The following is a 21,237-nucleotide window of genomic DNA, read 5'->3' on the forward strand; positions in this document are numbered from 1 at the left end:
GCTCGTGATCGGCGTTCACCCCTGATCACCGGGGCGGGTTGACTACGGTTTTCCACATGTCGACCACCGGCTGGGTGCTGCTCTGCGCCTTCAGCGCCCTTCTCGGACTCGTCCTTCCCCGCCCGCGCCGGCGACACCCGGACCGGCAGGGCGGCCCGACGGACGAGGCCACCTTTCTGACACTTCACATCGCGGCGATGGCGGCCCCCTCGCTGCGGGCCGGGCTCACCCACGAGTCCGCCCGCAAGGCGGTCCGCCACCTGCGTGCCCTGCTGGGCACCGGCGCCGTCGCGGTCGCCGACACCGGCGGCCTGCTCGCCTGGGACGGCGCGGCGGGCTGCCACCGCGACCACGCGCCCGAACACGCACACGAACACGCCAGGACCGTCCTCGCCTCGGCGCGCCCGCACGTGCTGACCGGGGACGAGCCGATCTGTGACACGCCGGGCTGTGCCACCAGGGGCGGGATCGTCGTACCGCTCACCGTCGACGGCCGGGTGGTCGGGGCGCTCGCCGCGTACGACCCCGTGGTGAGCCCGGCGCTGGTGCGGACCGTCACCGAGGTCGCCAGGTGGGTCTCGGGGCAGCTGGAACTGGCAGAGGTCGACTCCTCACGGCGGCGGACGATGGAGGAGGAGATGCGGGTGCTGCGCGCCCAGATGTCTCCTCACTTCGTCTACAACGCGCTGACCACCATCGCCTCGTTCGTTCGCACCGACCCCGAGCGGGCGCGGGAGCTGCTGGTGGAGTTCGCCGACTTCAACCGGTACGCGCTGCGCCGGGAGCGCGACTTCACCACCCTCGCCGAGGAACTGCACTGTGTGGACCGCTACCTGCTGCTGGAACGTGCCAGGTTCGGCGACCGGCTCCGTTTCACCCTCAGGGTCGCACCGGAGGTGCTGTCGGTCTCCGTCCCGTTCCTCTGCCTGCAGCCGCTGGTGGAGAACGCGGTCAAGCACGGCGTGGCCGCCGCCGGACGTCATGGAGAGGTGCGGGTGGTGGTCGGTGACGCCGGGTCCGAGGCCCACATCAGCGTTGAGGACGACGGCCCGGGCATGCCCCCCGAGCGGGTCCGAGGGCTCCTCGACGGCTCCGCGCCGCGGTCGGGAGAGGAGGGCGGGATCGGGCTGGCGGGCGTCGACGTGCGGTTCCGCCGGATCTACGGTGAGGACTACGGTCTGGTCGTGGAGAGTGCCCCGAACGCGGGCACGACGGTGCGGCTCCGCGTTCCCAAGCTCCACCCCGCCAATAGCTATTTGTAGTCAAACTATTACCTGAAGTTGTCATCAGGCTTGCGGCGGGTGTGGTTCAGAGGGCAGCGTGGGGTCATGTTGCGAGTCCTGGCCGTTGACGACGAGGTCCCCGCCCTTGAGGAGATCGCCTATCTCCTCCGCCAGGACCCCCGTATCGAGCACGTCTCCACGGCGGCGGGCGGGGTCACCGCGCTCCAGGACATGGTCCAGATGATCGGCACGGGCGAGCGGCTGGACGGGGTGTTCCTTGACATCCGGATGCCGGGACTGGACGGCCTCGACCTGGCCAGGCTCATCGCGGGGTTTCCCAACCCGCCCCGGCTGGTCTTCGTCACCGCCCACGAGGAGTGCGCGGTGCAGGCATTCGAGCTGGAGGCGGTCGACTATCTGCTCAAGCCGGTCAGGGCCGACCGGCTGGCCGAGGCGGTGCGGCGCCTGGAGTCCATGATTCCCGCGGCGGCCGACCCGGTGCCGGAGGACGTCATCCCGGTCGAGCTCGCGGGACGGACGAGGTTCGTGCCCCAGCAGGCCGTCTGGTTCGCCGAGGCGCAGGGCGACTACGTCCGGCTCCACACCGACGAGGGCAGCTACCTGGTCCGCATGCCGCTGGCCGCCCTGGAACGGCGCTGGGCGGGGTCGGGGTTCATCCGGGTGCACCGCAGCACGCTGGTCTCGGTGCGGCACGTGAGCGAGCTGCGCTTCGACGGTGGCAGGGTGATGCTCCGGGTGGGTACCGAGACGCTTCCGGTCAGCCGCCGTCACGCCCGCCAGGTCCGCGAGCGGCTGGTCCGCCAGTTCCGTGACCGTCCGGCCGTCCCCGGCGTGGTCCGGGCCAGGCCCCTGCCCTCCGCCGCCGCCCTGCGGTAACCGCGTCCGGGTCAGGCCCTGCCTCCGCCGCCGCCCTGCGGTAACCGCCGCACGCCTCTCCGGGCCCCCGCACGGGGATTCGAACCCGTGCGGGCTCCGGTCGCCCGCTCACGGTCGCCGTGCCCTTGGTCGGCTCACGGTCGCCGTGCCCTTGGTCGGCCCCCGTGCACTGTCCGACCTCGCGTGCCGTACGCCGTTTCGCGGTCGTCCGGCTCATCGGCGTTTCCCCGGGACGGGCGGGTCAGGCGGGTCCCAGGGGCCTCACGAGCCCCCGATCGACCGTTCGTCGCCCGCCGCGAGCCGTTCGTCGTGTCGACACTCTCCGCACATCGACAACTACGAACCGTTAATCGCGCTGGCGGGAAAGCGCCGCTCGCTCGTCTGGGCGCGCCTCTAGTGTTCCCTCATCGGAGAGCGAGACCCGCCGGGTCAGGGGGGACAGAGCCGGAAGGCTCACGCAGGACCTGATGCGCGGACACCGGGGGAGCACCGGCATCCGGCCACACGGCCGCCGAGTCCTTGACCGGAAGGGGGAGGGGTCGCCGATCTCCGATATGACGGGACGCCCGCGTTGGCCAGCGGGCCGGACCGTGATCCGGCCACACGGGGGCGGCCGGATCACGAGGACGGGCGTCCCGTCCGACCTCAGGTGAGCCGGGAACTCACCGGTCGCGGAGCTTCTTGAGCACCTCGATGTCCTCGCGGTGCTTCTCGGCGCCGCCCGGTGTCTCGATGCAGAACGGCACCCCCGCCATCACGGGATGGCGCAGCATGTCGGCGAAGGGCTCGGCGCCGATGTGGCCGGAGCCGATGTTCTCGTGCCGGTCCTTCTTGGAGTCGCACACGTCCTTGGAGTCGTTGGCGTGGACCAGCTTGAGCCGCCCGGGGGCGATCGAGTGCAGGGCGTCCAGAGTCTCCTTGACGCCCTCGGGGGTCGACAGGTCGTGCCCGGCGGCGAAGGCGTGGCAGGTGTCGAAGCAGATCCCCGCCTTCGGGTGCCAGTCGAGGGCCGCCAGGTAGGGCTCCAGATCCTGGACCGTCGCGCAGAGCACCGCGCCCTGCCCGGCCATCGGCTCCAGCAGCAGGTCGGGTCCGTCGTCGGGGATCTCCTCCAGGAGCGGCAGGAGATGTTCACGCAGCTGGCGCAATGCCTCGTCGCGGGACTGGCTCACCGCCGACCCCGTGTGGACGACCACTCCCTTCGCGCCGATCGCGTGGCCGCGCAGCAGGTTGTGCCGCACGGTGGCCACCGACTTCTCCAGCGTCTCGGCGCTGGGCGAGCCCATGTTGATCAGGTAGGGCGCGTGCACGAAGGAGAGCACGCCGGACTCGAGGAGCTTGGCGTCCTGGGCGGGGTCGCCCACGGCGAGTGCCCAGCCGCGCGGGTTGGTGACGAACACCTGGATCATCTCGGCACCGATGTCGGAGGCGTACCGCAGGCCGCCCTTGGCGAGACCGCCGGTGACGGAGACGTGTCCGCCGATGGGAGAGAGTGAAGTCATGATGACCGTAGTTTAGGCGTCGACCCCGGTGTCTCACAGGCGGCAGGCCGGTCGCGCGGCCTGGTCCCACACCGGCTCCGTCCGCCCCTGAGGCGACCGGTGACAGATGTCGGCGGTGCGCTCAGCCGTGTGTCCCGAGGAGAACCGAACGCTTGCCGGCGGTGCGCTCAGCCGTGTGTCCCGAGGAGAACCGAACGCTTGCCGGCGGTGCGCTCAGCCGTGTGTCCCGAGGAGAACCGAACGCCGGATACCGGCAGGTTTGGAGGATGTTGCGGAAATCTGCGGCAAACCCTTGGCACAGTTTGGGGCGCTTGTCGCTGGACTGTACGCGCCGATGGTGTGTGTACTGCTCACATGTCGAACGTGCACTCCGCGCCGCAGGTCGCGGGGCTGGCCGCCTTCAACGCGCTGGGCGCCGAGGAGGCCGAGGCCGAACTGCTGGCCTGCTGTGCCTGCCGGGGCTTCGCCGCGAAGGTGGCCGCGCTGCGCCCCTATCGCGACCCCGGCCGGCTGACCGAGGTCGCGGAGGCCACCGTGCGGAGCCTGGACTGGTCCGGTGTACGCGAGGCGCTGGCCGCCCACCCCCGGATCGGCGAACCGCCCCGCGAGAGCGACCCGGCGGCCGGTCACTCCGGAAGGGAGGCGGACTGGTCTCGCCGGGAGCAGTCGGGCGTCGAGACGGCGGGGCGGGAGGTCCTGGACCGGCTGGCGGAGGGCAACCGCGCCTACGAGCGGCGGTTCGGCCACGTCTACCTGATCTGCGCCACCGGTCTGCCGGCCGAGGAGATGCTGGCCCGTCTCACCGAGCGGCTCGGTAACGACGAGGACACCGAGCGAGACGTCGTCAGGGCCGAACTCGGGAAGATCACCCGTCTGCGGCTGGTGAAACTCCTCGAGAGCGGCCACCTGGCTCCCGTGCTTCCGCGGACGGCCACGTGAGCTCCGAGCTCCCGGGATCCGGGCCCGTACTCCTCGAACCCATGCTTGCGGAAGGTCCCGTATGAGCCTGTCCACGCACGTGCTGGACGCCGCCCTGGGCAGGCCGGCGGCGGGTGTCGCCGTACGCTTGGAGAGGGACGGCGAGGTGCTCGCCGAGGGCGTCACCGACGCCGACGGGCGGATCGCGGGGTGGACGTGCGGGGCGGGCGCCCACCGGCTGGTCTTCGACACCGGGGACTACTTCGCCGCCCGCGGGGTGGCCGCCTTCTACCCACGGGTCTCGATCGACTTCACGGTGGCGAACCCGGGGGAGCACCACCACGTGCCGCTGCTGCTCAGCCCGTTCGCCTACTCGACGTATCGAGGGAGCTAGCATGCCCGTCGTTCTCGGCCCCAACCGCTACGGCAAGGCGGAGATCCGCCTGGTCCGTGTCGTCAGGGACGGAGGCGTCCACCACCTCAAGGACGTCACCGTCGGCTCGGCGCTCTCCGGCGACATGGAGGCGGTCCATCTCATCGGCGACAACGCCGCGGTCCTGCCGACCGACACGCAGAAGAACACCGTGTACGCCTTCGCCAGGAAGCACGGTGTCGAGCAGATCGAGGACTTCGCGATCCTGCTGGCCCGTCACTACGTGGACTCCCAGCCCACGGTCCACCACGCCCGCGTGGAGATCGAGGAGTACTTCTGGGACCGGATCCCGGTGGACGGCGACTCCGCCCCAAGAGCCCCGGGAGCCCCAAGAGCCCTGGGAGCCCCGGGAGCCCCGGGAACTCCGGGATCCTTGGAAGCCGCCGAAGCAGCCCGGGAGGCCCGGGAGGGCCGAAAAGCCGAAGGCGGGCGGCACTCCTTCGTCCGCTCCGGCAGGGAGGTGCGCACCTGCGTCGTCCACCACGACCGGGACGGCACCACCACCGTGGTCTCCGGGCTGAAGGACCTGGTGGTGCTCAACTCGACGGGCTCGGAGTTCTCCGGCTTCGCCGAGGACGAGTACACCACCTTGAGACCCACCAGGGACCGCGTCCTGGCCACCGAGGTCTCGGCCCGCTGGCGGCACCTGCCAGGCGTGCCGCCGCGCGGGGACTCCCGCGGGGAGTCCCACTACGGGGAGTCCCACTACGGGGAGTCCTACGACGAGGTACGCCGCTGCCTGCTCGGCGCGTTCGCCGAGACCTACAGCCTGTCGCTGCAGCAGACGCTCTACGCGATGGGCGAGCGGGTGCTGAACGCCCGGGAGGAGGTCTGCGAGGTGCGCCTGGCGATGCCCAACAAGCACCACTTCCTGGTAGACCTCACCCCCTTCGGGCTGGACAACCCTAACGAGGTGTTCTACGCCGCCGACCGTCCCTACGGGCTGATCGAGGGCGGCGTGCTCCGTGACGACGCCCCCGACGCCCGCTTCGCCTGGGAGTGATGACCGTGGATTTCCTGCGCCCCGCCACCTGGGCGGAGGCACTGGCCGCCAAGGCGGACCGGCCTGAGGTGGCGCCCATCGCCGGCGGCACCGACATGATGGTCGAGCTCAACTTCGACGTGCGACGGCCTGCCGGGCTGCTCGACCTGAACCGGGTCGCCGAGCTCGCGACATGGAGCCGGGAGGCGGACGGCATGCTCAGGGTCGGCGCGGGCGTGTCGTACACCCGGCTGATCGCCGAGCTGGGCGACCGGTTGCCAGGGCTGGCACAGGCCTCCCGCACCGTCGGCTCGCCACAGATCCGCAACCGGGGGACGGTGGGAGGCAACCTCGGCGCGGCCTCGCCCGCCGGGGACAGCCACCCGCCGCTGCTCGCCGGTGACGCGGTCATCGAGGTCGAGTCCGCGGCCCGGGGCGTGCGTATGATCCCGGCCGCGGCCTTCTACCTCGGGGTCAAGCGCAGCGCGCTGGAGCCCGACGAGCTGATCAGGGCGTTCTGGATGAGCCCCGCGAGCGGCCCGCAGTACTTCTCCAAGGTCGGTACCCGCAACGCCATGGTGATCGCGGTCTGCTCGTTCGCGATCGCGCTCCATCCCGGACAGCGCAGGGTCGGCACCGGCATCGGCTCGGCCGCCCCGACCCCCCGGCGCGCCGTCGCGGCCGAGGAGTTCCTGGCCGCGGAACTCGACTGGGAGGCGCGGCTCGACCCCGCGGTGCTCGGGCGCTTCGGTGAGCTGGCCGCCGAGGCCGCCTCGCCGATCGACGACGTGCGCGGTACCGCCGACTACCGGCGCCACGCCATCGCGGTGATGGCGCGGCGCACCCTCACCTGGGCGTGGAACGAGTTACGCTCCGGGCACTTCGAGAGGAGGACCGGCTGATGCGCCTCACCTTCACGGTCAACGGACGCGGCGAGAGCGTCGACGATGTCTGGGAGGGCGAGAGCCTCCTGTACGTCCTGCGCGAACGGGTGGGCCTGCCGGGTTCCAAGAACGCGTGCGAGCAGGGCGAGTGCGGCTCCTGCACCGTCTACCTCGACGGGCTGCCCGTCTGCGCGTGCCTGGTCGCGGCCGGGCAGGTCGAGGGCCGCGTGGTCCGCACCATCGAGGGACTCGCCGACGGCGACCGGCTCGATCCGGTCCAGGAGGCGTTCGTCGAATGCGGAGCCGTCCAGTGCGGTTTCTGCACCCCCGGCCTCATCGTCCAGGCTCACGACCTGATCGAGCGGATTCCGCGGCCGTCCGACGCCGAGATCCGCGAGGCCCTGGCGGGCAACCTGTGCCGATGCACCGGCTACGAGAAGATCCTCGACGCCGTACGCCTCGCCGCGGCGCGCAAGGCCGACGCGGGCTCGGGACCGCGCGGCGAGGAGAGCGCTTGACCGCCCCGGCGAGGCCGGAACCGCGATCGGAACCGCGATCGGTTCCGGAGCGGGTCCTGGAAGCGCACGCGACCGCCTCCCCGCCGCCACGGGCCGGAACCCTCACGCCCAAGGAGTCTCGTTGAGCGCCATCCTGATCGAGAACGTGCACATCGCCCCGGTCGTGGGTCCGGAGATCCCCTCGGGACACATCCACGTCGAGGGTGACCGGATCGTGGCCCTCGGAGCGGGTCCCGCCCCGGTCGTACCGGGTGCGGCCAGAATCGACGGCACCGGCTGCCTGGCCACCCCCGGCCTGGTCAACACCCACCACCACCTCTACCAGTGGGCCTCCCAGGGGCTCGCCCAGGACGCCACGCTGTTCGAGTGGCTGACGGCGCTCTACCAGGTGTGGGCCGCGATGGACGCCGAGGTGGTGAAGGGCGCGGCGGGCGCGGGGCTGGGCTATCTGGCCCTGTCCGGCTGCACCACCTCCAGCGACCATCACTACATCTTCCCGTCCGGGCGCGGGGATCTGTTCGCCGCGGAGATCGAGGCGGCCAGGGAGGTCGGGCTCCGCTTCCACCCCGCCCGAGGCTCGATGGACCGGGGTAGGTCGCAGGGTGGCCTGCCGCCGGACGTGGTGGTCGAACGGCTCGACGAGATCCTCGACGCCACGGCCGAGGCCGTCGACACCTACCACGACCCGTCCTTCTCCTCCAGGCTCCGCGTCGCGGTCGCCCCCTGCTCGCCGTTCTCCGTCAGTGCCGACCTGATGACCGAGGCCGCCGCGCTGGCCAGGTCCAAGGGGGTACGCCTGCACACGCACCTTGCCGAGACCCTCGACGAGGAGGAGCACTGCCTGCGGCAGGTCGGGCAGCGCCCGGTCGACTACATGGAGAAGCTCGGCTGGCTCGGCCCGGACGTGTGGTTCGCCCACGCCGTTCACCTGAGCGACGGCGACATCGACATCTTCGCCCAGACCGGTACCGGCTCCGCGCACTGCCCGAGCTCCAACGGCCGCCTCGGGGCCGGGATCGCCCGCGTCTCCGAGATGCTCCGCAGGGGCGCGACCGTCGGCCTGGGGGTGGACGGCAGCGCCTCGGCCGAGCTGACCTCGATGTCGGGTGAGATGCGCCAGGCCCTGCTGTTCCAGCGGGCCAGGTACGGGCCCACCGCGCTCACCGCCCGCCAGGCCCTGGAGATCGCCACCCTGGGCGGGGCGAGAAACCTGGGCCGGCAGGAGGAGCTTGGCTCGCTGGAGGTGGGAAAACTCGCCGACATCGCCCTCTGGCGCACCGGGGCCTTCGCCTCCGCGGTCGCCGACCCGGTCTGTGCCCTGGTCTTCGGCACCCGGCAGCCTCCGCTGGCCCGGTTGCTGGTGGGAGGGGAGACCGTCGTCGAGGACGACGAGTTGCGCACCGTCGCCCAGGACGAACTCGGCCGCGCCGGTGGCGAGGCGCACCGCCGCCTCATGCGCCTGGCCGCCGAGCAGGGCTTCACCGCGAGCCAGGAGGTCGGCGCCTGATGTCCTCCCCAGAGCCGGAGCCCGGGGTCTCCACGCCCGGGAAGACCCGATGAGGAGAGCCCGGAGTCTCCGTGTCCGGCGGGATCACCGGCGGCCGCCGCGGGTGAGGCAGCGAAGCGTGCGGGTGGTCCCCGCCGCGGCCGGTGGTGTCGCGACCGGACCGGGCGTCGAGGACGCTCAGGGGATGGATGTGATGATTGTTCTCCGTTTCATCGGGGTCAGGTATCCGGTCCCCGCCGGCTCACACGGGCGGGGGACACGTGCCGCCCATCCGCCATTAGGGGGCAGGGTTGTCTGAGTTGTCGGGACATGTGGTTATCGCCCCGGACAAGTTCAAGGGCTCGCTGACGGCTGCGGAGGTCGCCGAGCGGATCGCCGCGGGTCTCGGGCCCGGCGTCGCCACGGTCGCGCTGCCGGTGGCCGACGGCGGTGACGGCACCGTGGACGCGGTCGTGGCCTGCGGGTTCACCCGGGTCGAGGTCGAGGTCACCGGTCCCGTCGGCGAGCCGGTCCTCGCCTCCTACGCCTGGCGCGACGCCCTCCCGGGTGGGGACGTGGCGACCGCGGTCGTCGAGCTGGCCGAGGCGTCAGGGCTGCGGCGGCTACCGGCCGCCTCGGGGCCGGTCGTCTCAGCGGCGGGGTCGCTCGCGCACGAGGGCGTCGAGACGGCACCCCTCACCGCGACCAGCCACGGCACCGGCGAGCTGATCGCCCACGCCGTACGGCGCGGGGCCCGGCGGATCGTGCTCGGCCTCGGCGGCAGCGCCTGCACCGACGGAGGCACGGGCATGATGCGGGCGCTCGGCGTCCGCTTCCTGGACGCCGACGGGCAGGAGCTCCCGTTCGGCGGAGCCGCCCTCGGCAACCTGGCAAAAATCGATAAATCCGACTTTATCGAGATCGATGATGTCGAGTTCGTCGTCGCGGGCGACGTGGACAACCCGCTGCTCGGCACGCACGGAGCCGCCGCCGTGTACGGGCCGCAGAAGGGTGCGAGCCCCGACGAGGTGAGGCTGCTCGACGCCGCCCTCGCCAGGCTGGCCGCCGTCGCCGCGCACACCCACGGTCTGGTCGGGGCCGCCGAGCACGACGGCGTCGTCCGTTCGATGGGCGTGGCCGGGCAGCCGGGCGCCGGTGCCGCCGGGGGAGTGGGCTTCGCCGCGCTGGCCTTCCTGGCGGCCGAATTTCGGCCCGGCATCGACTACCTCCTCGACCTGCTCGGATTCCAGGACAGCCTTGAGGGGGCGTGCCTCGTCGTCACCGGTGAGGGCTCGCTCGACGAGCAGACGCTGCGCGGCAAGGCACCCGCGGGGGTCGCGAGCGCCGCGGCCAAGGCGGGGGTCCCCGTCGTCGTGGTCTGCGGGCGCCGCGCTCTCGGTGACGAGGAGCTGAGCGCGGCCGGCATCACGGCCGCCTACGCGCTCACCGACATCGAGCCCGACCCGGCCGTGTGCATGTCGCAGGCGGGCCCACTGCTGGAACGGCTCGCGCGCACGGTCGCCGAGAGGCACCTTTGAGCACCACTCCGGCACCACTCGGGCACCACTCGGGCACCGCTCGGGCGCACTTTGAGCGCCACTCCGGCGCCGCCCGGGCGCGGCGGGGACGGGAAGGGGGCACGGGGCCGATGAGCGTGTGGGGTCCGGGCGCTCAGGCCGGCGCGTTCCGCGGTGAGAAGCAGGCAGGACGGAGAGCCGATGAGTGCGAGGGCTGAGGACGTGCCGGATCTGGTCATCCGGTCCCGCCGGGCCGTGCTGCCCGGAGGAGAGGGCCCGGCGGTCGTCGCCGTACGGGACGGGAAGATCGTCGGGGTGCGCGCCCACGACGCGGAGCTGAACGACGCCGAGCTGAATGCCGCTGAGCAGGTCGACCTCGGCGACGTCGCGCTGCTGCCGGGCCTCGTCGACACCCATGTGCACGTCAACGAGCCCGGCCGGACCCACTGGGAGGGTTTCGCCTCCGCCACCCGGGCCGCCGCGGCGGGCGGGGTGACCACGATCGTGGACATGCCGCTCAACTCGCTGCCGCCGACCGTGAACGTGGACGCCCTGGCCGTGAAGAGGAACGCCGCGGAGGGGCAGTGCGCGGTGGACGTCGCCTTCTGGGGCGGGGCGATCCCCGGCAACGTCGGGGACCTGAGGGCGCTGCACGAGGCGGGTGTGCGCGGGTTCAAGTGCTTCCTGTCCCCGTCGGGTGTGGAGGAGTTCCCGCCGCTGGACACGGACGGGCTGCGGGCGGCCATGGTGGAGATCGCCTCCTTTGACGGCCTGCTGGTCGTCCACGCCGAGGATCCCGCGCTGCTCGCCGACCCGGTGGGGCCGCGATACCCGGAGTTCCTCGACTCCCGCCCCGGAGAGGCCGAGCGCCGTGCCGTCGAGCGGGTCGCCGCGCTGGCGGAGGAGACCGGGGTGCGGGCGCACATCCTGCACGTGTCGTCCGCGCTCTGCCTGGAACCGCTGGCCAGGGCCAGGCGGGAGGGGATCAGGCTCACCGCGGAGACCTGCCCGCACTACCTCACACTGGTGGCCGAGGAGGTGCCCGAGGGCGCCACCCAGTTCAAGTGCTGCCCGCCGATCCGTGCCGCGGCCAACCGCGACGAGCTGTGGCGCGGGCTCGCCGACGGGGTGCTCGGCTGCGTTGTCTCCGACCACTCGCCCTCCACCCCCGACCTGAAGGTGCCCGACTTCGCCGCCGCCTGGGGCGGGATCTCCTCCCTCCAGCTCGGCCTGACCGCGATCTGGACCGAGGCGGCGCGGCGCGGGCACGGCCTGGGCGACGTGGTGCGCTGGATGGCCACCCGCCCGGCCGAGCTGGCCGGGCTGCACGGCAAGGGCGCCATCGTCGAGGGCGCCGACGCGGACCTGGTCGCCTTCGACACCGACGCCGTCCACACCGTGGACGTCTCCAGGCTGCACCACAGGAATCCGGTCACGCCCTATCACGGCAGGACGCTCACGGGTGTGGTCCGTACGACCTGGCTGCGCGGCCGGACCGTGGGGAAGGAGTCCAGGGGCGTCCTCCGGTAGCCGGCCCTCCCACAGCACGATCCGGGCGGCCGAGTCCGCTCCTCAGCACGATCCGGGCGGCCGAGTCCGCTCCTCGCGAGAAAGGTTCTCTCCTTGACCGAGTTCACCGCACTGCCCGACCTCGCCCTGCGCACCCTCGGCGGCTCGGTGATCTCGGCCAACGACGAGTCCTTCGCCGAGAGGGAGAGCCTCATCCGGCCGGGCCGCCCCGGCTTCCGGCCGCACACCTTCGGCGCCAAGGGGCAGGTCTACGACGGCTGGGAGACCCGCAGGCGGCGCGAGCCCGGCCACGACTGGGCACTGGTCCGGCTCGGCATGCCCGGGGTGGTCCGGGGGGTCGTGATCGACACCGCCTGGTTCAAGGGCAACTACCCGCCACACGCATCCGTAGAGGGGGCCGAGGTCGAGGGCTACCCGACGGTCGCCGAGCTGGAGGCGGCCCACTGGGTGGAGATCGTACCCAGGAGCGACCTCAATGGGGACGCCGAGCACTTCTTCGAGGTGTCCGGCGAGCACCGCTACACCCACGTGCGGCTGAACATGTTCCCCGACGGGGGCATCGCCCGGCTGCGGGTGCACGGCGAGGTCAGGCCCGACCTGTCGGTGTACGAGGGACTCGGCCTGGACCTGGCCGCGCTGGAGAACGGCGCGCTCGTCACCGCCTGCTCCAACGAGTTCTACTCCTCGCCCAACAACGCCATCTTTCCTGGCCTCGCCCGCCACCAGGCCGAGGGCTGGGAGACCGCCCGCCGCCGCGACGGTGGCAACGACTGGCTGGTGATCCGCCTGGCGGGTCCCGGGATCGTCAGGCTCGCCGAGATCGACACCACCAACCTGGTGTTCAACGCTCCCGCCGAGGTCTCCGTCACGGGCAGCACGGACGGCGCCACCTGGTTCCCGCTGCTGCCCAGGACCCGCCTGCTGCCCGACACCCGGCACCGCTTCCGCATCACCGACGCGCCCGAGGCCGGGTACGCCAGGGTGGACATCCACCCCGACGGCGGCCTCGCCAGGATCCGCCTGCACGGTCTCCTCAGCGGAGGCTGAGCACGCGGAACGCGGAGGTTCCCCCCGGCGTGGGCGCCGGGCGCCGAACCCGTCCCGGCCGTCAGTACCAGATGGTGACCTCGGTGCCGGGCGGGACCGCCTGGCCGGCCGGCGGGACCTGGGCCAGCACCGTGCCCTTGCCCAGGGTCCGCCTCAGCTTCACCGTGACCCCCGCGGCGCGCAGCTCGTCGCGCGCAGCCCTGAAGTCCTTGAAGACGATGTTCGGGATCACCACGACGTTTCCGCCGTCGCCGGGAGGTGCCTCACCGTTGTTCTCCCAGGGCCAGTGCCACTCGGCGGCGCACTGCGAAAGGGTCAGCCGGACCACGGCGCCCTTGTCGACCTCGGCCTTGGGCTGAGGATCCTGGGCGATGACCGTGCACGGCTGGGCGGCGTCGGTCTGCTCGACGAACTCGGGGGCGAATCCGGCCCCGCGCAGCACCCCGTCGGCCTGGTCGCGGGGCATGCCCCTGACGTCCGGCATGAGCAGGCCCGCGCTCACGACCAGGTCGACCTTGCTGCCCTCCTTGACCGGGTTCCCCACGGCGGGGACGGTCCGCATCACCTGGCCGCGCGGCACGGTCTCGCTGGGCTGCTTCCTGACCTTGCCGACGAGGAGCGAGGCCTCCGCCAGCCTGCTCCTGGCCTGAGGGTCGGTCATGCCCACCACGTTGGGCACCGCGACCCGCTTGGGGCCGGCCGAGGCGATCAGGGTCAGCTTGCTCCCCGGTTCGGCCTCGGTGCCCGCCACGGGGTCGGTACTGAGCACGTTGCCCTTGGGCACCTTCTCGTCGTGCTTGGGCTCGCCCTCCTCGACGGTGAAGCCGCGCTGCCTGGCCTCGCTGGTGGCGACCGTGATGTTCTTGCCCACCAGGGTGGAGGGCACCACGATGGTGGTGTTCTGCGAGAACAGCCAGCCGGTCACCCCCACCGCGATCACCATGACCACGGCCAGCGCGAGCAGGAACCAGCGGGCGCCGGACATCTTGCGCGCCTTGGGAGCGGGCGGGGGCTGATCGCCCACCGGGCTGGTGAGCAGTTCGACGCGGGGCTGGATCAGCGTGTGGTTGGCCGGGGCGGGCGGCGCGGACACGACCGTCTCGTGGGCGTGCGGCGGCCCGACGGGGACGGACTGCACCGGGCCGCTCTCCCTGGGCAGCATCCGGTGCGCGTCGACGGCGGCGACCAGCAGCGCGGTGGCGTCCGCGGGACGGCTCGCGGGATCGCGGGCCGTCGCCCTGGCCACCAGGGTGTCGAGCAGCGGGGAAGAGCCGGGGAGCAGCGCGGAGGGTACGGGCACCGTGTCGTGCACGTGCCGGTAGGCCACCGACATCGGGGTGTCGCCCTCGTACGGCTGGCGGCCGGTCAGGAGCTCGAACAGCATGATGCCGGCCGCGTAGACGTCGCTGCGGGCGTCGGCGGCCCCTGCGGTCACCTGCTCGGGGGACATGTAGCCGATGGTGCCGATCATGACACCGGTGCGCGTCTGGTTGGTCGCCTCGATCGCGCGGGCCAGGCCGAAGTCCACCACCTTGACCCGGCCGTCGTCGGCGAGCAGCACGTTCTCCGGTTTGACGTCCCGGTGGACCAGGCCCGACTGGTGGGCGGCGCCCAGCGCGGCGAGCACCGGGATCATGACTTCCAGTGCCTCGCGGGCGGGCAGCCTACCCCGCTCGCGGAGTACGTCGCGCAGGGTCCGGCCCGGCACGTACTCCATCGAGAGGTAGACGTTGTCACCGTCCGTGCCCTGGTCGAAGACGTGCACCACGTTGGGATGCGACAGGCTCGCCACTGATTTGGCCTCGCCGATGAAGCGCCGTACGAAGGCGGGGTCCTCGGCGAGAGAGCGGTGCATCACCTTCACGGCGACTGTGCGGTCGAGCCGGATGTCCAGGGCCAGATAGACGGTCGCCATCCCGCCCCGGGCGATCCGGGACTCGACGCGGTAACGCCCGTCGAGGAGTTTCCCGACCAGGGGGTCCGTAAGCGTCGTGTCCACGTGGCCGAGTTTACGGGCGATTTGACGCCGGCAGGATCCATGAATCCCAAACCGATGCCGAGACGTGGTCGTTTTCTATCGATGAAGAGGGGAGGAGGCCTCCGCGTAGCGACGCCGGGGTATCCGTCCGGCCAGGTGGGCCGCCCGGCCCGCCGAAACGGCCGCGCGCATCGCCTGAGCCATCAGCTCCGGGCGCCGCGCCCGGGTGACCGCGGTGGCCAGCAGAACCGCGTCGCAGCCCAGCTCCATGGCCAGTGCCGCGTCGCTGGCCGTGCCGATCCCAGCGTCCAGGATCACCGGCACGTTCGCGAACTCCACGATCAGCTCGATGTTGTGCGGGTTGCGGATGCCCAGCCCGGAACCGATGGGGGCTCCCAGCGGCATCACCGCCGCGCAGCCGGCCTGCTCCAGCCTGCGTGCCAGCACGGGGTCGTCGCCGATGTAGGGCAGCACCACGAACCCGTCGGCGACCAGTCGTTCGGCGGCGTCGAAGGTCTCGATGGGATCGGGCAGCAGGGTGCGCTCGTCGGCGATGACCTCAAGCTTCACCCAGTCGGTCTCCAGCGCCTCCCTGGCCAGCCTGGCGGTCAGCACGGCCTCCCCGGCGGTGAAGCAGCCCGCGGTGTTCGGCAGTACCTTGATGTCGCGTCGGCGCAGCACGTCGAGCACCGAGCCCCGTGCGGCCGGGTCGAGCCGCCGCATCGCGACGGTGGTCAGCTCGGTCCCCGACGCGGCGAGCGCCGCGTCGAGGATCTCCAGGGACGGGGCGCCCCCGGTGCCCATGATGAGACGTGAGGAGAACTTCTCGCCGCCGATGAGCAGATCGTCCGCCATGCCGGTCACCCTCCCTGAACCGCGGTGAGCACCTCGACCCGGTCGGCCTCCGCCAGCGCGGTGGCCTCCCAGGCGCCGCGCGAGACGACTTCGTCGTTCACCGCGACGGCCACCCCGCTCCGCATGCCGGTCAGCCGCTGCACGGCCTGCGCGACGGTCGCCCCCGAGGGCAACTCGTGCGCGGCGCCGTTGATGGTCACGTTCATGACAGCTCCTGCTGTGGGTGCTCCTGGAAGCGGAGGGGTGAGCAGATCGGGGAGAGCTCGGGGTCGGTCTCGCCCGAGCAGAGGTCGGCGGTGAGCGGGGCGAGGAGTACCCCGCCCCGGTGGTGTCCGGTGGCCATATGGAGGCCGGGCACGATCGTGGGACCGACCAGCGGCAGGTTGTCCGGGGTGCCGGGGCGCAGTCCCGCGGCGACCTCGGCCACCTCCAGCTCGGTCACGCCGGGGACGAGCTCCCGCGCGTCGCGCAGCAGCTCCCACAGCCCACCGGCGGTGACGCGGGTGTCGAAGCCCATCTCCTCCTGCGTGGCGCCGAGGACGATCTCGCCGTCGCCGCGTGGCACCAGGTAGACGTTCGAACCGTGCACGACCCCGCGCACGCATCGCCGCAGGATCGGCGTGGGGGAGCGCAGCCGCATGATCTGGCCCTTGACCGGACGCACCGGGGGAAGTGCCTCGGGCGGCATTCCCGGCAGGGAGCCCGACCAGGCCCCGGCGGCGAGGATCACCTTCTCGGCCCCGACGCTCTCGCCGGTCGCCAGCCCTACCCCGGTGACCGCTCCGGCGGCCGTGAGCAGCTCGGTCACGCGGGCGCGCACCAGGGCACCGCCCGCCCGCTCCAGGGCGGCGAGGAGTGCGGTGGTGACCCTCCTGGGGTCCACCCAGGCGTCGCCGCCCGCCAGCAGACCGCCGCGGACAGCGGGGGCCAGCATGGGTTCCAGGCGGCGGCACTCGCGGCCGGTGAGCCGCTCGGCGGGCAACCCCAGCTTGGCGGCGAAGGCGGCGAGGTCGTCCAGCGCGGCCAGGTCGTCCGAGCCGAAGGCGACGTCGAGGGTGCCGTCGGTGCGGTAGTCGAGGTCGTGCCCGCCGGCGTCCGCCAGTTCGGCGGCGAAGGCGGGCCAGCGGGCCAGGGAGGCCAGGCCCAGCCGCAGGAGCGGCTCCTCGGTGTAGGTGACCTCGCTGACCGGGGCCAGCATGCCGGCCGCCGCGTGCGAGGCGCCGGAGGCGGGCGCGGGGTCGGCCACCGCCACCCTCAGGCCCCGGCCGGCGGCACGCCAGGCCACCGACAGCCCGATCACCCCCCCGCCGACGACGAGGAGGTCGAAATGGTCCGCCATAAGTGCTCCGCTCCCTTCGCCGGCATGACCCGGATCAGGTTCGTGGCGGTCGAGGGCCCGCTCGCGGTCGCCTCCGGACCTCGCTCGCCTCGTGCCGTGCGGATTTCCTCCTCGCACACCACCTGGCTCGCGCAGGGTCCTTCGTCGTCCCGCGGCCCTCCTCTCAGCCCGGTGCGTTCCGGGCTCCCGCGCGTCTTCCCTTCACCCTAGTGGGTCCGGCAACACGCCTAGAGCGTCAGATGTGAGGTAAATACCATTTTCGTTATCAACGACCGTTGGTAGGAGTACGGTGCTGACGCTTATGGTCAGGAAGTGTGAATCATGTCGTAGTGGTAGGCGCCGGCTTGGCCGGTGTACGCAGCGTCGAGGCGTTACGGGCCCGCGGGTTCGGCGGCAGGATCACGCTGATCGGGGAGGAGCGGCACAGACCATACGATCGTCCACCCCTGTCCAAGGGGGTGCTGCTCGGCGAGACCGACTCCACAGTCGTCGACTCCGACCTCGACGCGCTTGAGGTCGACTTCCACGCGGGTGTCTCCGCCAAGGGGCTCCACCCCGGAGTGGTCGAGACCACCGAGGGCGAGCTGGCCTACGAGGGCCTGGTCATCGCCACCGGCGCGCGCCCGATCCGGCTGCGCGGGGACGGCCCCCAGCACGTGGTGCGCACCATCGACGACGCGCTCCGGCTGCGTTCCCTGCTCGGCAGGGGGACGAGGGTCGCCGTGATCGGCGCGGGCTGGATCGGCGCCGAGGTGGCCACCGCCGCTCGCAAGGCGGGGTGCGTCGTGACCGTCGTCGAGGCCGCGGCCACCCCGCTGTCCACCGCGCTCGGCCAGGTCGGTGCCTACACCGCCCCCTGGTACGCGGAGGCGGGCGTCGACCTGCGCCTGGGCACCATGGTCGCCTCGGTCGAGCACGGGGGGCTCATCCTGGCCGACGGCTCCGCGGTCGAGGCCGACGTGGTCGTCACGGGTGTCGGCGTGCGGCCCGCGACCGAGTGGCTGGCCGGCTCCGGCATCAGGCTCGACAACGGCGTGGTCACCGACGAGCACCTGCGCACCTCGCTGCCCGGCGTGGTCGCCGTGGGCGACTGCGCGGCCTGGTGGTCGCGCCGCTACGGCGTGCGCCTCCGCGTCGAGCACTGGGACACCGCCCTGGGCGCCCCGGACGTGGCCGCGGCCACGCTCGTCGGCGACGTCGCCGTCTACGACCCGGTCCCCTACTTCTGGTCCGAGCAGTTCGGCCACATGGTCCAGTACGCCGGGCACCACGACGGCGCCCGCCTGATCCGGCGCGGAGACCCGGCGGCCGAGGGAAAGCCCGGGTGGGCGGTGTGCTGGGTGACCGAAGACGACCGGCTCGCCGCGCTCCTGTCGGTCAACCGTCCCCGCGACCTCGTCCAGGGGCGCCGCCTCATCGAGGGCGGACGGCGCCTCGATGTCAATCGCCTCGCCGACCCTGCGATAGCGTTGCGCGACTGTACGGTGGCGTAACCTCGCCGCCAGGTGTTTGGCGAAGGGCTCGATGTGGTAGTGGTGGATTCGTGACGCTTTCTGTTGCGCAGATCGACCGGGAGACCGACCAGTTGGTGGGCGAGTGGCTCACCCTGACCGAGGTTGCCAGGAGGCTCAACCTGAGCGCCGGTCGCGCCAAGCAACTTCTCAAGGACCGCAAGCTCATCGGAGTGCGCAGGGGCGGTGGTGAGCCACAGGTCCCTGCGGCCTTCCTCGCCGGCGCGGACGTCGTCAAGGGGCTGCCGGGCACTCTCACGGTGCTCCTCGACGCCGGATACGACGACGTCGAGTCGCTCCGCTGGCTTTTCACCCCCGACGACACGTTGCCGGGCTCGCCGGTCGACGCGATCGTGGCGGGCCGCCACACGGAAGTGAAGAGACGTGCCCAAGCCCTCGGTTTCTGACGCCCGCCTGTATCTGTGCACCGACGGGCGACGTGACCGGGGAGACCTCGCGGACTTCCTCGACGCCGCCCTCGCGGGCGGGGTCGACATCGTGCAGCTGCGCGAGAAGGGCCTTGAGGCGGGTGAGGAGATCGACCTCCTCGCCGTCTTCCGTGAGGCCTGTGACCGGCACGGCAAGCTCCTGGCCGTGAACGACAGGGCCGACATCGCCTATGCGATCCGTCCCGACGTGCTCCATCTCGGCCAGGGCGATCTGCCGGTGCCCATCGTGCGCGACATGCTCGGCGACGACATCCTCATCGGGCGTTCCACTCACGCCCCCGAGGAGGCGTCCGCCGCGGCGGACGAGCCCGGCGTCGACTACTTCTGCTGCGGCCCGATCTGGCCGACACCCACCAAGCCCGGCAGGCACGCTCCGGGCCCCGGCCTGCTCGGGCATGCCGCGGCCCTGGAGACCGAACGGCCCTGGTTCGGCATCGGCGGCATCGACCTCGTCAACCTGGACGAGGTCATCTCCTACGGTGTGCGCCGGGTCGTGGTCGTGCGGGCCATCACCGAGGCCGACGATCCCAAGGCGGCGGCCGAGGAGTTCAAGCGGAGGCTGGCGGCCGCCGCCTGAGCCCCTTCGCTCGGCGGCGAGGAGCGTGTCTGCCGGCGCGTCCCGGTGAGGGCGGGCGTACCGGCCGGGTGAATTCCTTCGCCCGGTGGCGAGGAGCGTGTCTTTGGCATCCCCTCTTTGGCATCCCCTCTTCGACGTCCCCGGCCTGGCGGGTGGGATGCCGGCCGGGGCACCGGTCCGTGAACCGGACCGGTGCGCAGACCGTGTGATCCGACCAGGTGCGCCGGTCAGGTGCGCCGGGAGGTGGCGGCCACCGCGAGGTCGGCCAGGGCCGCGCGGGCCTCGGGGCGGATCGGGGAGCCCTTCAGCGAACCGAGGGCGTTCTCCAGGTACCCCTTGATCAGGTCCTCGCAGGCCGCGAGCGCCCCCGTCTCCTTGATGATCCGGCGCAGCCGGTCGACCCCGGCCTCGTCCAGATCCGGGTCGCCGAGCGTGGTGCGTACCACCTGTTCCTGGGAGGCCGAGGCGACGGCGAGCGTGCGGGCGATGAGCATCGTCCGCTTGCCCTCTCGAAGGTCGTCGCCGGCCGGTTTACCGGTCTCGCCAGGGTCGCCGAACACGCCCAGGATGTCGTCGCGAAGCTGGAAGGCGATGCCCACGGACCGCCCGTACTCCTCGCAGAGCCGGTCGATCCAGGGTTCCCTGCCCTGGGCGGCCAGCACCAGCCCGAGCCGGAGCGGCTGTTCCACGGAGTACTTGCCGCTCTTGAAGAGGGCGACCCGCAGCGCGCTGTCAAAGGTGCCCTCGCCGTGCGCCTGCTCCAGCAGGTCGAAATACTGGCCGCACATCAGCTCGGTGCGCATGTCGTCGTGCACCTTCTGCGCCGCCGCCAGCGAGGCGGCCGGCAGACCGCTGTTGCGCCACATCTCGCCGGACCAGATGAGCATCAGGTTACCCAGCAAAATGGCCGCTCCCTCGCCGAACTGCTCGGCGGAGCCGTGCCAGCCCGCCTTTCTGTGCAGTGCCTCGAACCTGCGGTGCGCCGAGGGCATGCCCCGGCGCAGGTTGCTGGCGTCCATCACGTCATCGTGTACCAGGGCGCTTGCCTGGAGCAGCTCAAGGGAGGCGGCAGCGGAGAAAAGCGCGGGGTCGTCACCTCCGCCCGCACCACGCCAGCCCCAGTAGCAAAAGGCGGGCCGCAACCGCTTACCGCCCGCGAGGAAGTCCTCGGCCGCGGAGACAAGGGGGGCCAGCTCGGGAGCACTGACCTGCGGACGCTGCTGTTCGACGAACCGCCGGAGAGCGTGGTCCACCTCGGACCGGATCATGTCCAGTGCGATCGCAGAAGTGGTCATCGAATACCTCCGGTGTGGAGACCCTGGGCTTCAGCTCTGGGGGGAAGAGACGGTGCGGTGCCGCACGTTCCGGCACCGTGTCCGGCGGCGATGACACCCCGGCCACCGTACGCATGATCGACATGGGCCTTCCCGCCGGGTCGGCGGAGAGGTGAAACGCTTGTGGAGCCGGGGTGAGACACGACACCTCCGGGTTTCCCGCGACTGACTGCGAGGCAGGAAACCCAATCTATGAAAGATGGGATCCTCCGGCTTCGGCGCCGGAAGGAGGTCAAGTAATGAGATTAACGGTCCAA

The 21,237-nt window shown here is 71.9% G+C and carries 20 protein-coding genes; 14 read left to right on the forward strand and 6 right to left on the reverse strand.

All coding sequences use genetic code 11. The annotated features are described in order from the left end of the window. Window positions 1–56: 56 nt before the first annotated feature. Window positions 57–1,262 (forward strand): histidine kinase, encoded by a 1,206-nt coding sequence (locus OG884_RS29300; protein ID WP_326638188.1) that lies wholly within the window; start codon window positions 57–59, stop codon window positions 1,260–1,262. Window positions 1,263–1,328: 66 nt separating this feature from the next. Beyond that, complete coding sequence (locus tag OG884_RS29305; RefSeq protein ID WP_326638190.1) at window positions 1,329–2,120, forward strand: LytR/AlgR family response regulator transcription factor; 792 nt, start codon at window positions 1,329–1,331, stop codon at window positions 2,118–2,120. A gap of 662 nt (window positions 2,121–2,782) precedes the next feature. Here the strand turns inward: OG884_RS29305 and OG884_RS29310 are convergent. Next, window positions 2,783–3,622 (reverse strand): deoxyribonuclease IV, encoded by an 840-nt coding sequence (locus OG884_RS29310; protein ID WP_326638191.1) that lies wholly within the window; start codon window positions 3,620–3,622, stop codon window positions 2,783–2,785. A 354-nt stretch (window positions 3,623–3,976) separates the two neighbouring features. Between OG884_RS29310 and uraD the strand changes: the two genes are divergently transcribed. The 9 genes from uraD to alc all read left to right on the forward strand — a co-directional run bounded on the left by uraD (window position 3,977) and on the right by alc (window position 12,937). Further along, a complete protein-coding gene (uraD, locus tag OG884_RS29315; RefSeq protein WP_326638193.1) occupies window positions 3,977–4,561 on the forward strand; it encodes a 2-oxo-4-hydroxy-4-carboxy-5-ureidoimidazoline decarboxylase in 585 nt (194 codons plus the stop codon). Window positions 4,562–4,622: 61 nt separating this feature from the next. Next, the gene (gene uraH, locus OG884_RS29320; RefSeq protein ID WP_326638194.1) at window positions 4,623–4,934 is read left to right on the forward strand and encodes a hydroxyisourate hydrolase; all 312 of its coding nucleotides are present in this window, start codon (window positions 4,623–4,625) and stop codon (window positions 4,932–4,934) included. Window position 4,935: 1 nt separating this feature from the next. Then, complete coding sequence (pucL, locus tag OG884_RS29325) at window positions 4,936–5,976, forward strand: factor-independent urate hydroxylase (protein WP_326638195.1); 1,041 nt, start codon at window positions 4,936–4,938, stop codon at window positions 5,974–5,976. Window positions 5,977–5,981: 5 nt separating this feature from the next. Then, the gene (locus OG884_RS29330; RefSeq protein WP_326647025.1) at window positions 5,982–6,857 is read left to right on the forward strand and encodes an FAD binding domain-containing protein; all 876 of its coding nucleotides are present in this window, start codon (window positions 5,982–5,984) and stop codon (window positions 6,855–6,857) included. Next, entirely contained in the window at window positions 6,857–7,357 is a 501-nt protein-coding gene (locus OG884_RS29335) for a (2Fe-2S)-binding protein (RefSeq protein ID WP_326638196.1), read from the forward strand. The genes OG884_RS29330 and OG884_RS29335 overlap by 1 nt, the downstream gene beginning before the upstream one ends. A gap of 121 nt (window positions 7,358–7,478) precedes the next feature. Further along, window positions 7,479–8,864, forward strand: coding sequence for an 8-oxoguanine deaminase (locus OG884_RS29340; protein ID WP_326638197.1), 1,386 nt, complete (start codon window positions 7,479–7,481; stop codon window positions 8,862–8,864). Between the two features lie 290 nt (window positions 8,865–9,154). Next, on the forward strand, window positions 9,155–10,381 hold the full coding sequence (locus tag OG884_RS29345) for a glycerate kinase (RefSeq protein ID WP_326638198.1): 1,227 nt from the start codon (window positions 9,155–9,157) through the stop codon (window positions 10,379–10,381). 180 nt (window positions 10,382–10,561) lie between these two features. Beyond that, window positions 10,562–11,890 (forward strand): allantoinase AllB, encoded by a 1,329-nt coding sequence (gene allB, locus OG884_RS29350; RefSeq protein ID WP_326638199.1) that lies wholly within the window; start codon window positions 10,562–10,564, stop codon window positions 11,888–11,890. Between the two features lie 93 nt (window positions 11,891–11,983). Continuing rightward, window positions 11,984–12,937, forward strand: a complete 954-nt coding sequence (gene alc, locus OG884_RS29355; protein ID WP_326638200.1) for an allantoicase — start codon at window positions 11,984–11,986, stop codon at window positions 12,935–12,937. Window positions 12,938–12,998: 61 nt separating this feature from the next. Here the strand turns inward: alc and pknB are convergent, their stop codons facing one another. The 4 genes from pknB to thiO form a co-directional block, all read right to left on the reverse strand. Next, window positions 12,999–14,936, reverse strand: coding sequence for a Stk1 family PASTA domain-containing Ser/Thr kinase (pknB, locus tag OG884_RS29360; RefSeq protein ID WP_326638201.1), 1,938 nt, complete (start codon window positions 14,934–14,936; stop codon window positions 12,999–13,001). Window positions 14,937–15,011: 75 nt separating this feature from the next. After that, window positions 15,012–15,770 carry a thiazole synthase gene (locus OG884_RS29365; RefSeq protein WP_326638202.1) on the reverse strand — a complete coding sequence of 253 codons (759 nt, stop codon included), beginning with the start codon at window positions 15,768–15,770 and terminating at the stop codon, window positions 15,012–15,014. A gap of 5 nt (window positions 15,771–15,775) precedes the next feature. Further along, a complete protein-coding gene (gene thiS, locus OG884_RS29370) occupies window positions 15,776–15,976 on the reverse strand; it encodes a sulfur carrier protein ThiS (protein ID WP_326638204.1) in 201 nt (66 codons plus the stop codon). After that, window positions 15,973–17,109, reverse strand: a complete 1,137-nt coding sequence (gene thiO, locus OG884_RS29375; protein ID WP_326638205.1) for a glycine oxidase ThiO — start codon at window positions 17,107–17,109, stop codon at window positions 15,973–15,975. The genes thiS and thiO overlap by 4 nt, the downstream gene beginning before the upstream one ends. A 314-nt stretch (window positions 17,110–17,423) precedes the next feature. Between thiO and OG884_RS29380 the strand changes: the two genes are divergently transcribed. Genes OG884_RS29380 through thiE form a run of 3 tightly spaced genes read left to right on the forward strand, consistent with a single transcriptional unit; the run spans window position 17,424 to window position 19,646 of the window. Next, complete coding sequence (locus OG884_RS29380; RefSeq protein ID WP_326638207.1) at window positions 17,424–18,602, forward strand: NAD(P)/FAD-dependent oxidoreductase; 1,179 nt, start codon at window positions 17,424–17,426, stop codon at window positions 18,600–18,602. A 50-nt stretch (window positions 18,603–18,652) separates the two neighbouring features. Beyond that, complete coding sequence (locus OG884_RS29385) at window positions 18,653–19,027, forward strand: Rv2175c family DNA-binding protein (RefSeq protein ID WP_326638209.1); 375 nt, start codon at window positions 18,653–18,655, stop codon at window positions 19,025–19,027. Then, window positions 19,005–19,646 (forward strand): thiamine phosphate synthase, encoded by a 642-nt coding sequence (gene thiE / locus OG884_RS29390; protein WP_326638211.1) that lies wholly within the window; start codon window positions 19,005–19,007, stop codon window positions 19,644–19,646. The genes OG884_RS29385 and thiE overlap by 23 nt, the downstream gene beginning before the upstream one ends. Window positions 19,647–19,873: 227 nt before the next feature. On the opposite strand, the gene OG884_RS29395 is transcribed toward thiE, so the two are convergent. Further along, the gene (locus OG884_RS29395; protein ID WP_326638213.1) at window positions 19,874–20,941 is read right to left on the reverse strand and encodes a polyprenyl synthetase family protein; all 1,068 of its coding nucleotides are present in this window, start codon (window positions 20,939–20,941) and stop codon (window positions 19,874–19,876) included. Window positions 20,942–21,237: the final 296 nt, after the last annotated feature.

This window comes from Streptosporangium sp. NBC_01755 (assembly GCF_035917995.1).
GTDB lineage: Bacteria > Actinomycetota > Actinomycetes > Streptosporangiales > Streptosporangiaceae > Streptosporangium.